This is a genomic window from Streptomyces sp. NPDC056948, assembly GCF_042674225.1.
Classification (GTDB): domain Bacteria; phylum Actinomycetota; class Actinomycetes; order Streptomycetales; family Streptomycetaceae; genus Streptomyces; species Streptomyces purpurascens.
The window spans coordinates 18603-33824 of the sequence record NZ_JBHUQX010000040.1 but is presented as its reverse complement, the minus strand read 5'-3'; the positions used below and the strand labels follow the sequence as shown (position 1 = coordinate 33824).

General features: G+C 69.5%; 16 protein-coding genes and 2 pseudogenes. 6 read left to right on the top strand and 12 right to left on the bottom strand.

Annotated features, from left to right (window positions below; translation table 11 throughout):
* From ccsB to hemL, 7 genes are all read right to left on the bottom strand, one after another.
* The coding region (gene ccsB, locus ACFTZL_RS07885) for a c-type cytochrome biogenesis protein CcsB (protein WP_382579509.1) at positions 1–1070 on the bottom strand (1070 nt) is incomplete at its 3' end.
* Positions 1067–2809: a cytochrome c biogenesis protein ResB gene (locus tag ACFTZL_RS07880; RefSeq protein WP_382579508.1), complete on the bottom strand. Its 1743-nt coding sequence runs from the start codon at positions 2807–2809 to the stop codon at positions 1067–1069. The genes ACFTZL_RS07880 and ccsB, both read right to left, overlap by 4 nt.
* Positions 2810–2812: 3 nt before the next feature.
* Positions 2813–3571, bottom strand: coding sequence for a cytochrome c biogenesis CcdA family protein (locus tag ACFTZL_RS07875; RefSeq protein ID WP_382579512.1), 759 nt, complete (start codon positions 3569–3571; stop codon positions 2813–2815).
* A gap of 13 nt (positions 3572–3584) precedes the next feature.
* Positions 3585–4241 (bottom strand): TlpA family protein disulfide reductase, encoded by a 657-nt coding sequence (locus tag ACFTZL_RS07870; RefSeq protein WP_382579507.1) that lies wholly within the window; start codon positions 4239–4241, stop codon positions 3585–3587.
* Between the two features lie 66 nt (positions 4242–4307).
* On the bottom strand, positions 4308–5597 hold the full coding sequence (locus ACFTZL_RS07865) for a hypothetical protein (RefSeq protein WP_382579505.1): 1290 nt from the start codon (positions 5595–5597) through the stop codon (positions 4308–4310).
* A gap of 119 nt (positions 5598–5716) precedes the next feature.
* Complete coding sequence (locus ACFTZL_RS07860) at positions 5717–6445, bottom strand: histidine phosphatase family protein (RefSeq protein ID WP_382579504.1); 729 nt, start codon at positions 6443–6445, stop codon at positions 5717–5719.
* Complete coding sequence (gene hemL / locus ACFTZL_RS07855) at positions 6442–7758, bottom strand: glutamate-1-semialdehyde 2,1-aminomutase (protein WP_382579502.1); 1317 nt, start codon at positions 7756–7758, stop codon at positions 6442–6444. Before hemL ends, ACFTZL_RS07860 begins: the two co-directional genes overlap by 4 nt.
* A 334-nt stretch (positions 7759–8092) precedes the next feature.
* Between hemL and ACFTZL_RS07850 the strand changes: the two genes are divergently transcribed.
* The 3 genes and pseudogenes from ACFTZL_RS07850 to ACFTZL_RS07840 form a co-directional block, all read left to right on the top strand.
* On the top strand, positions 8093–8377 hold the full coding sequence (locus ACFTZL_RS07850) for a hypothetical protein (protein WP_382579501.1): 285 nt from the start codon (positions 8093–8095) through the stop codon (positions 8375–8377).
* A complete protein-coding gene (locus tag ACFTZL_RS07845) occupies positions 8368–8805 on the top strand; it encodes a hypothetical protein (RefSeq protein WP_149512092.1) in 438 nt (145 codons plus the stop codon). The genes ACFTZL_RS07850 and ACFTZL_RS07845 overlap by 10 nt, the downstream gene beginning before the upstream one ends.
* Positions 8806–9180: 375 nt before the next feature.
* A pseudogene (locus ACFTZL_RS07840) lies at positions 9181–9372 on the top strand (GNAT family N-acetyltransferase); the annotation flags it as partial.
* 64 nt (positions 9373–9436) lie between these two features.
* On the opposite strand, the gene ACFTZL_RS07835 reads toward ACFTZL_RS07840, so the two are convergent.
* Entirely contained in the window at positions 9437–9895 is a 459-nt protein-coding gene (locus ACFTZL_RS07835) for an ArsI/CadI family heavy metal resistance metalloenzyme (RefSeq protein WP_382579499.1), read from the bottom strand.
* A 39-nt stretch (positions 9896–9934) separates the two neighbouring features.
* On the bottom strand, positions 9935–11314 hold the full coding sequence (locus ACFTZL_RS07830) for an FAD-dependent oxidoreductase (protein WP_382579497.1): 1380 nt from the start codon (positions 11312–11314) through the stop codon (positions 9935–9937).
* Positions 11315–11417: 103 nt separating this feature from the next.
* Between ACFTZL_RS07830 and ACFTZL_RS07825 the strand changes: the two are divergent.
* Positions 11418–12360: pseudogene (locus ACFTZL_RS07825) on the top strand (flavin-containing monooxygenase).
* A gap of 52 nt (positions 12361–12412) precedes the next feature.
* Positions 12413–12790, top strand: coding sequence for an ArsR/SmtB family transcription factor (locus ACFTZL_RS07820; protein ID WP_382579496.1), 378 nt, complete (start codon positions 12413–12415; stop codon positions 12788–12790).
* A 98-nt stretch (positions 12791–12888) separates the two neighbouring features.
* On the opposite strand, the gene ACFTZL_RS07815 is transcribed toward ACFTZL_RS07820, so the two are convergent.
* From ACFTZL_RS07815 to ACFTZL_RS07805, 3 genes are read right to left on the bottom strand one after another with little or no spacing between them, the layout of a single operon-like run.
* Complete coding sequence (locus tag ACFTZL_RS07815; protein WP_382579494.1) at positions 12889–13020, bottom strand: hypothetical protein; 132 nt, start codon at positions 13018–13020, stop codon at positions 12889–12891.
* A gap of 37 nt (positions 13021–13057) precedes the next feature.
* A complete protein-coding gene (arsB, locus tag ACFTZL_RS07810; protein WP_382579493.1) occupies positions 13058–14167 on the bottom strand; it encodes an ACR3 family arsenite efflux transporter in 1110 nt (369 codons plus the stop codon).
* On the bottom strand, positions 14164–14472 hold the full coding sequence (locus ACFTZL_RS07805) for an ArsR/SmtB family transcription factor (protein WP_382579491.1): 309 nt from the start codon (positions 14470–14472) through the stop codon (positions 14164–14166). The genes arsB and ACFTZL_RS07805 overlap by 4 nt, the downstream gene beginning before the upstream one ends.
* A gap of 87 nt (positions 14473–14559) precedes the next feature.
* On the opposite strand from ACFTZL_RS07805, the gene ACFTZL_RS07800 reads away from it, so the two are divergent.
* Positions 14560–15195 carry an arsenate reductase ArsC gene (locus ACFTZL_RS07800; RefSeq protein WP_382579489.1) on the top strand — a complete coding sequence of 212 codons (636 nt, stop codon included), beginning with the start codon at positions 14560–14562 and terminating at the stop codon, positions 15193–15195.
* The last annotated feature ends 27 nt before the right edge of the window (positions 15196–15222 follow it).

Sequence of the window (15222 nt, the reverse complement as noted above, 5' to 3'; positions counted from 1 at the left end):
GCGTAGGAGTGCTTGCCCGAGACAAAGATGTTCACGCCGTAGTAGTTGAACAGCCAGCAGCCGAAGGCGAGAAGAGCCAGGTAGGCGGCCTTGCGGCCCTTCCAGCCGGCGGTGGCGCGGGCGTGCAGGTAGCACGCGTAGGCGACCCAGGTGATGAAGGCCCAGGTCTCCTTCGGGTCCCAGCCCCAGTAGCGGCCCCAGGCGTCCCCGGCCCAGATGGCGCCCGCGATGATCGTGAACGTCCACAGCGGGAAGACGGCGGCGTTGACGCGGTAGGAGAACTTGTCGAGCGAGGCCGAGGAGGGCAGCCGCTCCAGGACGGACGTCGCGAACGTGCCGGGCGTGCCGCCGCTCGCGAGCTTGCTCTCGTAGGAGTCCTTGAAGAGGTACAGGATCGTCGCGACCGCGGCCATGTAGAAGACCGCGCCGCACAGGATCGCGGTGGAGACGTGGATGTACAGCCAGTACGAGTGCAGGGCGGGGACCAGCTGGTCACTGGCGGTGTACAGCACGGAGACCGCGAGGCCCAGGTCGAGCAGGACCGTGGTGACCAGGAACAGGCCGAGCCAGCGGACGTTCTTCTTCAGCGCCAGCAGGCCGAGGTACACGCCGACCGCGACCGTGGAGAAGGTGATGTTGAACTCGTACATGTTGCCCCACGGCGCCCGCTCCACCGAGAGGGCGCGGGTGAGGACACCGCCGAACTCGACGAGCCAGGCGAGCACGGTGAGGGAGATGGCGATCCGGCCGTACAGGTCGCCCTGTGCGTCCCCGCCGGCCGCGCCGGGCCCGTCCGGCACGTCCCGCTGGCCGGTCGCGGCCCGCACGGTGACCTTCGGACGCTCCAGGACGGCGGTGCCGCCGGCCTTGTTCTCGGTGACGGCCGGGGCCGCCTTCTTCTCGGCCTGCCCGGTGAGCGCGGCGGCGGTGCGGGCCACCTTGCTGCGGCTGCCGAAGATCCACTCGGCGATGTACGCGAAGAAGGCCAGGGTGTAGACGGCCATCGAGGAGTAGATCAGCACATTGCTGATACTCGCTAGGTTTTCGTTGTTGGCGGCGGCGAGAGTCACTGCTCAGCCCCTTCGGCAGGTACGGGGGTGTCGGTACCCGGCTCCTGGTCGGCGTCGGGGGAATCTGCGGGGTCGTCGGGGTCGGGCGCGCCCGGGGCCTGGTCGTAGAGGATGCCGGCGAGGTCGCCCAGTTCCTCCGGGACCTTGGCGGACTCGCTGCGGCCGAGGCCGGCCATCTCGACGACGGTGACGCCGTCGGCGCCTCGGACCGCGCGCACCCAGACGCGGCGGCGCTGGATGAACAGGGAGGCCGCGAGGCCGCCGATCGCGGCGATGGCCCCGGTGAGGGCCCAGCCGCCGCCGGGCTCCTGGACGACCTGGAAGCCGGCCCACTCCTTGACGGTCTTGCCGAAGGTGACCGAACCGGCGCCGTTCGGGAGCGTCATGGAATCGCCGGGCCGCAGCAGCCTCTTGAACAGCTTGCCCTTGGAGTCCTTGAACTCCTTCATGTTGGTCTTGTCCATCTGGTACACGCTCTGCGGGATGCCCGAGTCGGCCCCCAGGTCGCCGTGGTAGGCGGACAGCGCGAGCAGCGGAGAGTCCAGCGCGGGGAACTGCGACAGCATCGTGCCGCTGGCGTGGCCGCCGTAGGTCGGCACGAGGAACGCGTTGAAGCCGAGCTGTTCCTTCTTGCCCTGGGCGTTGCGGTAGCCGTCGAGGACCTTGACGACCCCGGAGGAGGTGACGTTGGCGTCCAGCGGCAGCAGCGGTACGGCGTCGTCGTAGACGACCTTGCCCTGGGCGTCCCGGACGGTGATGACGGGGGCGTAGCCGTGGCTGACGAGGTAGACCTTGGAGTCGCCGATCTCCAGGGGGTGGTTCACCTCGACGGTGGTGTTCCGGTCCTTGCCGTAGGGGCCGTCGCTGAAGGTGAGGCCGGCCTTGTAGACGCGCGGGGTGCCCTTGTTGGGGCCGGTGCGCTCGTAGGTGCCGGTGAAGTCCTTGAGGTTGAAGCTGAACGGCACCAGGTCGTCGGACGTGAAGAGGTTGCCGGACTTGAAGTCGTCGTACTGGGTGAGCGTGTTGGAGAAGCCGTTGCCCTCGACGACCAGCTTGTTGCCCTCGGACTTGTAGAGCTGGCCCCAGGCGAAGGCGACCAGCATCACGATGAGGGCGATGTGGAAGGCGAGGTTGCCCAGCTCGCGCACATAGCCCTTCTCGGCGGCGACGGCGTCACCTGTGAGGTGGGCGCGGAAGCGGCGCTTCTTGAGCAGGGTCAGGGCGGCCTGGTGGACCTGCTCGGGTTCGGCCGTGGTGCGCCAGGTGGTGTGGGCGGGCAGCCGGTTCAGCCGCTTGGGCGCGCCCGGCGGGCGGCCGCGCAGCTGGCCCACGAACTGCCAGGTGCGGGGCACGATGCAGCCGATGAGGGAGATGAACAGCAGGATGTAGATCGCGGAGAACCACACCGAGCCGTAGACGTGGAACAGGCCGAGCTTGTCGTAGATGTCGCCGAGGGTCTCGTGGCTCGCGCGGAAGTCGGCGACCTTCGTCTCGTCCTGGCCCGACTGCGGGATGAGCGAGCCGGGGATCGCGCCGAGGGAGAGCAGCAGCAGGAGCAGCAGCGCTACCCGCATGGAGGTGAGCTGGCGCCAGAACCAGCGGGCCCAGCCGATGACGCCCAGGGTGGGCAGGTTGGGCAGGTCCTCCTTGGGCGCGGTGGAGAGCTGGGAGCCGGCGGCACTCAGGTCCTGGTCCTCGGCCGGGGAGGGGGCCGGGTCGGAGGCGGTGGTCTTGCTCATCGATCAGATCCCCACAGTGAAGCCGTCGGACCAGACCTGCATCCCCTGCACGATGCGGTCCCACGCGCCGGTCAGCAGCAGCAGGCCGGTCACGATCATCATGGTGCCGCCGACCCGCATCACCCAGACGTAGTGGCGCTTGATCCAGCCGAAGGCTCCGAGGGCCTTGCGGAAGGCGACCGCGGCGAGCACGAACGGCACGCCCAGCCCCAGACAGTACGCGACGGTGAGGAGGGCGCCTCGTCCGGCGCTGCCCTGGTCGGAGGAGAGGACGAGCACGGAGGCGAGGGTGGGGCCGATGCAGGGTGTCCAGCCGATCCCGAACAGCGCTCCGAGCAGGGGGGCGCCGATCAGCCCGGCCACCGGCCTGCGGTGGAAGCGGAACTCTCGCTGGGTGAGCCAGGGCATGAGGCCCATGAAGAAGACGCCCAGGAGGATCATGAACACGCCGAGCACCTTGGACAGGATGTCCTTGTGCTCCTGGAGCGTCTGCCCGAAGAATCCGAAGAAGGCCCCGGTGGAGACGAACACGGCGGTGAAGCCCAGCACGAACAGCGAGGCTCCGGCGACCATCCGGCCGCGCCGGGCCTCGGCCAGGTCGGTGCCGCTGACGCCCGTGACGTAGGAGAGGTAGCCGGGGACCAGGGGCAGGACGCACGGCGAGAAGAAGGAGACCAGTCCGCCGAGCAGGGCGAGCGGGAGGGCCGCCAGCAGGGCGCCGTTGAGGACGGTCTGGTTGGGGTCGGTGGCGGCGGCGAGCATCGCTGCGCTCACGTCACTTCTCCGCGACGACGGGCTTGAGCATCTTCAGCAGCCGTTCCTCACTGAGCGCGGACAGCGAGCGGGCCGCGATCTTCCCGTTCCGGTCGAGGACGAGGGTGGAGGGGATCGCCTGCGGGTTGAGCGTGCCCTTCTCGAAGCGCAGCAGCAGCTTGCCGGTCGGGTCGTAGAGGCTGGGGTAGGTGATGTCCCAGTCCTTCTCGAAGGCGAGGGCGGCGCCGGTGGAGGTGTCACGGGTGTTGATGCCGACGAACTGCACGCCCTTGCCGGCGTACTCCTTGGACACCTTCGCGAAGTACTTGGCCTCGGCGCGGCAGGGGTTGCACCAGGAGCCCCACACGTTGAGGACGACGACCTTGCCCTTGAAGTCGGCGACGTCGAGCGTCTTGCCGGCGATGGTCTTGCCGGACAGGTCGGGGGCCGGGGTGCGCTCGCCCTTGGCGACCGTGGCGGTGCCGTCGGAGCCGGTGACGAAGTTGGTGTTGCCGCCCCCGCCGGAGGTGCCGCCGGAGCCGCACGCGGAGACGAGCAGTGCGGCCGCGGCGGCACCGGCGGTCAGGGCGGCGCGGCGACGGACCCGGGGTGAACGGGTGTTCCGGGTCGTGCGGGGCGAGCTGTTCGAACCCAGGGGGGCGCGGCTGGCGGCACTCATGTGAAAAGTTTCGCATGCCCGTTCCGGGGCTCTCGCGCACCCCCCTTGCGGGCGGAAAACCGCATTTCAGGCAGCGTTCCGCGAGGGCGTCCCGGCCCCCTGCGGGGTCTTCTCGACGAACCCCTTCCAGCCACCGGCCGGTTGCTGCCCGACCTCGAGCGTACGCAGCGCCGCGAGCACCTCGGGCTTCTGGACGTCCAGCCAGTCGGTGAACTGCCGGAAGGAGACGAGGCGCACATCAGCGCCCTTCTCCTTCTCGCGCGCGATGTGCTTGAAGGCCTCCTCCACGGCGTCCATGTAGATGCCGCCGTTCCACTGCTCGAAGTGGTTGCCGATGAAGAGGGGCGCGCGATTGGACTCGTAGGCCCGCTGGAAGCCCTGGATGTACGCCTGGGCCGACTGCTCCCGCCAGCCCGGGTAGTTGTGCGCGGGCGCCTTTGTGGTGCTTATGGACTGATTTGCCAGCATGTTGTAGTCCATGGAGAGGACCTCGAAGCCCCGGCCGGGGAAAGGTATCTGCTGCAAGGGCAGGTCCCAGATCCCTTGCCGCTTCACCGGCCACACCTGGCGGCCGCCGGGCGAGGAGGCGTCGTAGCGCCAGCCGAGCTCGCGGGCGGTGGGCAGCAGGTTGTCCTGGCCGAGCAGACAGGGCGTACGGCCGCCGACGAGCTCCTTGTCGTAGTCGAAGGGCAGCGACGGCAGGTCGGTCCAGCCGGAGTTGGTGCGCCACTCCTTCACGAAGGACTTCGCCTGGTCGATCTCGCTGCGCCACTGCTGGGGCGTCCAGTTCTTGACCGAGCCCTGGACCTCGCCGCAGAAGTGCCCGTTGAAGTGGGTGCCGATCTCGTGGCCCTCCAGCCAGGCCCGGCGGACGTTCTTCAGCGTGTCCTTGACGTGCGCGTCGGTGAGGTAGCCGATGTCGGAGGCGCCGCGCGGGTTGTTCGGCGGGTCGTAGAGGCGCTTCTTCGACTCGGGCAGCAGATACAGCCCCGACAGGAAGAAGGTCATGCTCGCGCCGTGCTCCTTGGCGAGGTCCAGGAAGCGCGGGAAGAGGCCGTTGCCGACCTCGCCGGCGCCGTCCCAGGAGAACACGACGAACTGCGGCGGGGTCTGGCCGGGCTCCAGCGGCTCGGGCTTGCCGGGCTGGTGGGGCTGCTTGCCGGTGTAGGCGGTGGAGCCGTCGCCGATGGGGCGGGCGGTGGGCTTCGGCTTGGAGCCGCCCTGGGCGGAGTTCCCGGAACCGTCGGCATGGCTCGACCCATCTGACCCGGTGAGGCCGCCGCATCCGGCGAGCGAGACGGCGGCCGCGGCCCCCGCGCCGAGTCCGAGCATTCCCCTGCGGGAGTAAGGGCGCATGGCATCCCCGTTCGTCACGTTCTCTGGTGGTCACCCAGTCAGAGGACGTGACGAACGGGGAGGTTCCTCAGAAACTTGCAGATTCCGTAACAGGAGAGTCAGAAGCGAACAGAAAGGGCTTACGCGCCGAAGGCCTTGTCCTTCCCCTTCACCGGCTTGGCACCGGCGAGGAGATGCGCCGGGACGAGATCGCGGGCCGGCTCGGTGTAGCCGACGGAGACGATCCGGTCGCCCCGGAACGTGAAGGTCGTCAGCGAGGCGAGCGTGCACTGCCGCTTGCGCGGGTCGTGCCACAGCCGCCGCCGCTCGACGTACGACCGCACGATCCAGATCGGCAGCTGATGGCTGACCACGATCGCCTCGTGTCCCCGGGCCCGGTCCTTCGCCGTGCTCAGCGCGCTCATCATGCGGACCACCTGGTCGACGTACGGCTCGCCCCAGGACGGCCGCAGCGGGTTGACCAGGTGCTTCCAGTTGCCGGGCTTGCGCAGCGCACCGTCGCCGACGCCGAACGTCTTGCCCTGGAAGATGTTGTCGGCCTCGATCAGCCGCTCATCGGTGGCGAGGTCGAGGCCGTGCGCCTTGGCGATCGGCTCGGCCGTCTCCTGCGCCCGCTCCAGCGGGGAGGCGACGACGTGCGTGACATCGCGGTCCGAGAGGTGCTCGGCGACCCGGTCCGCCATGCGCCGGCCCAGCTCGGAGAGGTGGTAGCCGGGGAGGCGGCCGTAGAGGATGCCGTCCGGGTTGGCGACCTCGCCGTGGCGCATGACGTGGACGACGGTGATGTCGCCGTTGTCGCCGCTGCCCTCGCTGCCGCTCTCGTCGCTGATGCTGCTCTCGTCGCTCATGCCGTCGCCTCCGCGGCCGCGCGGGCCGCTGCCGGGAGGGCGTCGGCGATCCGCTGCACGGCACGCTCGTCGTGCGCGGTGGACACGAACCAGGACTCGAAGGACGACGGCGGCAGATAGACGCCGTCCGCGAGCAGCGAGTGGAAGAAGGCGGTGAAGCGGAAGGACTCCTGCGCCTTGGCGTCCTCGTAGTTCCTGACCGGCCGGTCGGTGAAGAACACGGAGAACATGTTGGAGGCGTTCTGCAGCGTGTGCGCGACGCCCTCCTTGGTCAGGGCGTCGGTGACGAGGCCCTGGATCTGCTTCGAGACGGCGTCGACCTTGGCGTAGGCGGCGTCGTCGAGCAGCCGTAGCTGGGCGAGGCCGGCCGCGGTGGCGACGGGGTTCCCGGACAGCGTGCCGGCCTGGTAGACGGGCCCGGCCGGAGCGAGATGCGCCATGACGTCCCCGCGCCCGCCGAAGGCCGCTGCGGGGAAACCGCCGCCCATGACCTTGCCGAAGGTCATCAGGTCGGGGACGACGCCGTCGACCCCGAACCAACCGGCGCGGCTGGTCCGGAAGCCGGTCATGACCTCGTCGGAGATGTAGAGGGCGCCGTTCTCGGAGCAGATGTCCTTGAGCCCCTGGTTGAAGCCGTCCGCGGGCGGTACGACGCCCATGTTGCCCGGGGAGGCCTCGGTGATCACGCAGGCGATCTCGCCGGGGTGCGCCCGGAAGGCTTCGCGTACGGCGTCGAGGTCGTTGTAGGGCAGGACGACGGTGTCGCCGGCCTGGGCGCCGGTGACGCCCGGGGTGTCGGGCAGCGCGAAGGTGGCGACACCGCTGCCGGCCGCGGCGAGCAGCGAGTCGACGTGCCCGTGGTAGCACCCGGCGAACTTGATCACCTTGGCGCGCTGCGTGAACCCGCGCGCGAGCCGGATCGCCGACATGGTCGCCTCGGTCCCGCTGGACACGAGCCGGACCTGCTCCAGCGGTGCGACGCGGGCGACCATCTCCTCGGCGAGCGCGACCTCGCCCTCACCGGGCGTCCCGAAGGACGTACCGCGGGCGACGGCGTCCTGGACGGCGGCGATGACCTCGGGGTGCGAGTGCCCGAGGATCATGGGCCCCCAGGAGCACACGAGGTCCACGTACTCGCGTCCGTCGGCGTCCGTCAGATACGGGCCGGTGCCGGACACCATGAACCGCGGCGTGCCGCCGACGGCGTTGAAGGCCCGTACAGGTGAGTTCACACCACCGGGCGTGACGGCCGCCGCACGGTCGAACAGAGCCTGCGAGGCCGGTGCTTCATACGGATATGCCAGTTCACTCATGACCTGCGACTTCTCCGACCTTCTCCGACGTTGTCGGGCTCCGGGTGCCAGTGACCTGTTCAGGGTAGGCCAGGGGAGGTCACGGGGCGGACGGGCCGGGGCCTGTTGACAGGACGACCCGCGTGAGCGAGCGCGCATCCAACCCGCGATTCCCGGCCGTCTGCGAGACTGGACCTGATACACACAGATCAAACGGCCCAGGGTGGTCAGAGGCTGCGAAGATCCTGCGGACAGATGTTTCGGCGCACGTTTCGGCGGGCGGCCGCGGGGGAGGTCACTGACACGATGATCGGGTTGCGCGGCGGGGGCGACGCGTCCTAGAAAAAGCAGTCGGGTGGAGATATGCATCGCGGTGGCGGACTGGGCGAGGGGACCGATGACCTGGGTCCTCGACGTGCCAGGCGGGGCAAACACCGGCGCGAGGCGGAGGACACTCAGGAAACTCGTCAGACCCAGGGTCGGCAGAGTGAACCGGAGCGGTCCGACGGACGTACTGAACATCGGCTGGACGATCTTCGGGCTGAACGTCGGGGTGAGCGTCGCGTGGATGAATTTCAGGCTGAGCACCGGGTGGACGATCTTCGTGCGGGGAGCAGGAATGGTGGTCGGGTGGGGGTGACGTACAAGTACTTCGGCGCACCCGACGGTGCGACGGCGGCCCGCGTCCCGATCTCGATGCGCCCCGAGGAGCTCGGCGGCGACGAGCTCGGCATGAACGGCATGTTCACCAAGATCAAGCCGGAGACCATGGCGGCGATGGTCCTGACGGGCATCGAGGGCATCCCCCTGCACAAGGTTCCGCCCCTGGAACTGGTCGTCCTGCACCCCGACTACGCGGTGGTGAAGCTCCCCATGACCGTCGTCGACCCCCTCCGGGGCATCGGCGAGGAGGCGGTGGGCGCGGCGGCCTTCATCTGGTCGACGGTGCCGGACCGGGGCGGGCCCCGGGACGCGTTCAACGTGTACCAACTGCTGCACGAGTGGCAGGACTTCTCGCATCGGCTGCATGAGGCGGGGCATCAGCCGTATTGCTTGGTGTGGCCCTGAACCGGGGTTTCTGTGAGGGGTGTTCTGATCGGGCGGGGCTCTTGGGCTCCGCCCTTGTCATGTGCCCTGATCCGTCTGCGGCACGTGTGATGTGACGCCCCTGGGTCGGCCGTCTCAGGGGGCAGCCGCCACTGCGGGCCGTCCGGGTTCCCGAGCCAGACCACCTGGGCATCGCGGGAAACCGTCACGCCGAACGCGGCGGTGGTAGGTGAGCCGTACTCCTCCCAGGTGGCCACCGCTGACTCGACCGCGTCCCAGAGCCGACGTGGCCCGCCCTGTCGGACCTGCCAGCCGTTGTCGGTGGGGCTGAGCACGGCGAAGGAGTCGGTGACGTTGTCCAGAACGAAGGTGCCGACCGGGCCGCCGTCGACCGGCGGCATCTCCGAGCGGCTCCACGAGGCCCTGTTGAAGGAACGCACGGAAGACCTTGCCGTGCTGCTGGTCGACGTGACGCATCCCAAGGTGCAGGAGCTGTACGAGTCTTGGGGCTACGCCCAAGTCGGTGAGCAGCAGCCGTTCGCGGACTCTCCGGTGTACGCGGTCATGGTCAAGACCCTTCGAGGTTGACCACGTTCGCCGGGCAGCGAAACTGTGGTCACGACGGCGCGGCGTCGATCATCGTCGGAGCGGATCAGCAGCAACCGCGCGCCACGGCCGGTTCCTCGGCATTGCTCTCGGCGGAGCTGTCGCAGCACGTGCTGCCCTGCTGCTTGGCCAAGGAGTCGGCGTCGGCCTTCACCACGTAGACCTCCCAGGGCTCCTGGCCGGGGCCGAGGACCCAGACCTTGTCCTGGAGGGCGTAGCAACAGGTGGTGTCGTTCTCCACGTCGGTGGTCATGCCGGCCTCGCTCAGGCGGGTGGTGGCGGCGTGGACGGCCTCGGTCGTCTCGACCTCGACACCCAGGTGGTCCATCCGCGTTGCCTCACCCGCCGTGCCTTCGATCAGGACGAGCTTGAGCGGGGGTTCGGCGATGGCGAAGTTGGCGTAGCCGTCGCGGAGTTTGGCGGGCTCGGTGCCGAACAGCTTGCTGTAGAAAGCGACGGACGCGTCCAGGTCCGGGACACGAAGAGCCAGTTGCACGCGGGACATGACGTTCCTCCTGATGGAAATGATGGGTGGGTGGGCCGGTCAGCAGCCGCCCGATGAGGCTTGGGCGCCGGTGCCGATCTGCAGAGTTGCCGGGGCGCCGCAGCAGCCGCCGTCGTCGCCGGTCTGGGCCGCCTCGGGTTCGTCGAAGAGGCCCGCGCCGCCGCACACGCCGGTCTCCGGGAGGGTCAGTTCGACGCGCTCGGCGGCCTCGCGGTCTCCGGCGAGGGCGGCGGTGATGGAGCGGACCTGCTCGTAGCCGGTCATGGCGAGGAATGTCGGGGCGCGGCCGTAGGACTTCATGCCCACGAGGTAGGCGCCCTGTTCGGGGTGGGAGAGCTCGTTGACGCCGTGCGGGTAGACCGTGCCGCAGGAGTGGACGTTGGGGTCGATCAGCGGGGCGAGTGCGGTCGGGGCCTGGAGGCGTCCGTCGAGGCCGAGGCGGATCTCGGAGAGGAAGGACAGGTCGGGGCGGAAGCCGGTCAGGACGATGACCTCGTCGACCGGGTCGAGGCGGCGGCCGTTCTCGTCCACGAGGACGAGCCGGGCGCCGTCGCGCTCCACAGCCTGTGTGCGGAATCCGGTCGCCGTGCTGGCGTGGCCGGCTTCGACAGCGGCCTTGGCGCGCAGGCCCAGGGCGCCGCGGTCGGGCAGTTGGTCGGCCTCGCCGCCGCCGAAGGTGGAGCCGGTGATGCCTCGGCGCAGGATCCACACCGCGTGGGTGCCCGGATCGTCCTTGGCCAGGTCCGCGAGATAGGCGAGGGCGGTGAAGGCGGAGGCACCGGAGCCGACCACGGCGGTGCGCTTGCCCGCGTACCGGGCGCGTACGGCCGGGTCACCCAGGTCGGGCACGCGGTAGGAGATGCGGTCGGCGGCGGACTTCTCGCCGAGGGCGGGCAGGCCGTCGGCGCCCACCGGGCTGGGGGTGGACCAGGTGCCGGAGGCGTCGATGACCGCGCGTGCGCTGATCCGTTCCTCGCGGCCGTCGGCCAGCGCGATGTGCACGGTGAAGGGCTGCTCGTCGCGTCCTGAGTCGACGATGCGGTCGCGTCCGGCGCGGGCGACGCCGACCGCGGTCGCCCCGTAGCGGATCTTGTCGTCGAGGACGTCGGCGAGGGGCTGCAGGTACTGCTCGGCCCAGTCACCTCCGGTCGGGTACGCGGAGCCGTCGGGGCGGGTCCAGCCGGTCGGGGCGAGCAGCTTCTCGGCGGCCGGATCGGTGATCTCCGACCAGGGCGAGAACAGCCGCACGTGCGCCCAATCCCGTACGGCGGTGCCGGCCGACGGTCCGGCTTCCAGGACCAGCGGTTCGATGCCGCGCTCGACGAGGTGGGCTGCGGCGGCCAGGCCGACCGGACCGGCTCCGATGACCACGACGGGCAGCTGATCAGTGGCGAGCACGCCGTTGATGGACACGGCCACGAGATTCCCCTTTGCTTCGACATTCGTCGATGGCTTGCATTGCCAGCATGACACCTGCTTCGATGACCGTCAACATAGACATGCATCGAATTGGGGGCTGCTTGTGGAGCACGTCGACGTCGTGGTGATCGGGGCCGGCCAGTCCGGGCCGGCCGCAGCGCACGCTCTGCGGCGGCAGGGCTTCGATCCGGTATTGCTGGAAGCATCGGAGCAGGCGGCCGGGTCGTGGCCCCGCTACTACGACAGCCTCACCCTGTTCTCCCCTGCCAGGTACAGCTCCCTGCCAGGAATGGCGTTCGGCGGCGATCCGGACCGCTACCCGCACCGCGAGGAGGTCGTCGGATACCTGCTGCGCTACGCCGACCGGCTGGGCGCCGACGTCCGCACCCGGACACGGGTGCGCGAAGTCCGCACGAAGGGCGGCGCCTACACGCTGCACCTGGAAGGCGGCGAGCAGCTGACGGCTCGGGGCCGTGATCGCGGCATCCGGCACCTTCGGACGCCCGTACCGCCCTGACCTGCCAGGACTGGACAGCTACACGGGCAGCCTGCTGCACGCCGCCGACTACCGCACGCCCGAGCCGTTCACCGGGCAGCGCGTCGTAGTGGTGGGAGCGGGGAACTCCGCCGTTCAGATCGCCGCCGAGCTCGCCGGGCGAGCACGGATGACGCTCGCGGCGCGGCATCCGGTCCGCTTCGCCCGACAGCGGGCACTGGGGCGGGACCTGCACTGGTGGCTGACCCGCACTGGCATCGACACGCTGCCCGTCGGCCGGCGCCTGCGCACTCCGCCGACCCAGCTGGTCATCGATGACGGCCGCTATCGGAGCGCTGTCGCAGCGGGGACACCGGACCGGCGCCCGGTGTTCACCGGAGTCAGCGGCACCAAGGTCACCCGGGAGGACGGGGTCACCCCGGAGCAGCGCCGCGCCCTGGCTTACGTCGGCCTGGAGTGGCAGCGCAGCCTGTCGTCGAACTCCCTGCGCGGGGTGGGCCGGGACGCCGTCCGCGTCGCACGGCGCATCGCCGCCCGCCTCGCTCGCTGAGTCCGTCCGACGACCCTGGCCCGTTTGGTTCGATGTGTGTCAACATAGATGCATGTCGAATACGAAGGTGCTGCCGCTGCTGGAACCCGAGGTTCCCGAGGCCGTGGCGCCGTGCTGCCCGCCACTCACCGAGCGCCCGTTCTCCGCTGAGGAGGCCGAAACGGCCGCGCGGATGTTCAAGGCCCTGGGCGACCCGGTTCGGCTGAGGCTGTTCTCGGCGGTGGCCTCACACGAGAGCGGCGAGGCGTGCGTGTGCGACATCTCCGATGTCGGCGTCTCCCAGCCGACGGTGAGCCACCACCTGAAGAAGCTGAAGGAAGCAGGGCTGCTGACCTCCGAGCGGCGCGGCACCTGGGTCTACTACCGCGTCGAGCCGTCCGTGCTGGCCGCGATGGGCAAGCTGCTGACCATCGCGCCGGCTACAGCCTGACCACCTTCGAATCCCGGGCGAGGGCGTCTGCCGTCGCTCTCTCCCCGCCTTGGAAAGAGGAGAGAGCGACGGACTGATCAGTTCAACGAGCCCTGGGCTCAGTGGTGGATCAGGAGCTCCCGTAGGAGACGGAAGACGTTCGCGGCGGCCGAGACCGCGGCCAGAAGCACACCCCACCGCGACGTCGACTTGCGTTGCTCGGTCTTCCGCGAGGTACCGTCAGGGACCACGCTGCATCACCTCTCTTGTGGTGATCGCCGGTGCCCGTCAGCCCTCCTGCGGTGCCGCCGTCAACTGCTGACCGGCGCCGAACTTCCGCCGCCAGGCCAGGGAGACGTAGACCAGCGCGACCAGGACGGGCACCTCGATGAGCGGGCCGACGACGCCGGACAGGGCCTGGCCGGAGGTGACGCCGAAGGTGGCGATGGCGACCGCGATGGCCAGCTCGAAGTTGTTGCCGGCCGCGGTGAAGGCGAGCGTGGCGGTGCGGTCGTAGGCCAGGCCGATGACCTTGCCGAGGGCGAACGTGCCGAACCACATCACGGCGAAGTACACCAGCAGCGGAAGCGCGATGCGGGCGACATCGAGCGGCTGCGAAGTGATCGTCTTCCCCTGGAGGGCGAAGAGGATGACGATCGTGAAGAGGAGGCCGTACAGCGCCCACGGGCCGATCTTCGGGAGGAAGCTGGACTCGTACTTCTCGCGGCCGAGCTTCTGTTCGCCGATGCGGCGGGTGAGGAAGCCGGCCAGCAGCGGGATGCCGAGGAAGATGACGACGTTCGCCGCGATCTTCCACATGGAGATGTCGAGGTGTTCGCCGTTGTCCAGGCCCAGCCAGCCGGGCAGCAGGTCGAGGTAGAACCAGCCGAGCAGGCCGAACGCCAGGACCTGGAAGACCGAGTTCAGTGCCACGAGTACGGCGGCTGCTTCGCGGTCGCCGCAGGCGAGGTCGTTCCAGATGATGACCATGGCGATGCAGCGGGCGAGGCCGACGATGATCAGGCCGGTGCGGTACTCGGGCAGGTCCGGCAGGAAGATCCAGGCCAGCGCGAACATGACCGCCGGGCCGGCGATCCAGTTGATGACCAGCGACGAGGCCATGAGCTTCTTGTCGCCGGTGACGGCGTCGAGCTTGTCGTAGCGGACCTTGGCCAGGACCGGGTACATCATGATCAGCAGGCCGATGGCGATCGGCAGGGAGATGCCGCCGATCTCGACCTTGGCGAGGGCGTCGTCGAGGCCGGGGATGGCGCGGCCCAGGCCGAGGCCGATGGCCATGGCGAGCAGGATCCACACGGCGAGGAAGCGGTCGAGCGTCGAGAGCTTCGCGACGACCGAGGGCTCCTCGGCGGTCGCGGGTGCTTCGGTGCGGGTCACGGGCAGGCCCTCTTGTTGTCGGCGGCGTTGCGAGCGGACTCGGCCAGGTCGTTGAACCGGCCGGCGAGCTGGGCGATGACGTCCGGGCGGAGCTTGTAGTAGGTGAAGCGGCCGCACGGCTCCGTTTCGACGACCCCGGCTTCGCGCAGCACCTTCAGGTGGTTGGAGAGGTTGGTCTGCCGGGCACCGGTCTCCTCCACCAGGTGGGTGGTGCACAGCGTCTCTTTGGCCAGCAAGGTCACGATTCGAAGCCTGAGCGGGTCGGCCAGAACCCGGATCAGATCAGTGTCGACTGACGTCAGCATGGGCTGATACTGTCACATCATTCCGAGCTGATACCAGCCGGGGCTGATACCTGGGACTCGTATCCCTCCGCCCCGAAGGGGGTTCCCGTGACTGCCTCCCCTCCTCCTGTCCTGCCTGATGAGCGCCTGGCGTCGGGCATCGCCCGTCTCGCCCTGCGCTACCGCGGGCGCTTCTCCCCGGAGACCATCCAGCGCCTGGTCACCGACTCCTACGAGCGTCTCGCCGAGCACGCTCGTATCCGCACCCACCTGGTCGTGCTGGCCGAGCACTTGGCCATCGAGCGGCTGGACGCGCTCGCGCACGTCGAGGGCGCTCCCGGCTGTGGTCTGCCACGGGTGCTGTTCGTGTGCAGCCACAACGCGGGCCGCTCGCAGATGGCCGCCGCCCTGCTCGCACACCGCGCGGGCGGACACGTGGCCGTCTCGTCCGCAGGCACGCTCCCGGCCGCCGAGGTCGAGCCGGTCGTCACCCAGGTGCTGACCGAGGCGGGCGTGGACCTCACGGACGCGTTCCCCAAGCCGCTGACCGACGAGGTCGTGCAGGCCGCCGACATCGTCATCACCATGGGATGCGGGGACGCCTGCCCCGTCCTGCCCGGCCGCCGCTACCTCGACTGGCCGGTCACCGACCCCGAGGGCGCCCCGATCGCCGTCGTCCGCGGCATCCGCGACGAGATCGACGCCCACATCACCGAACTGCTCGCCACCCTGCCGAGCACCTGAGCTCGCACCCGCACCACCTGCAAGAAC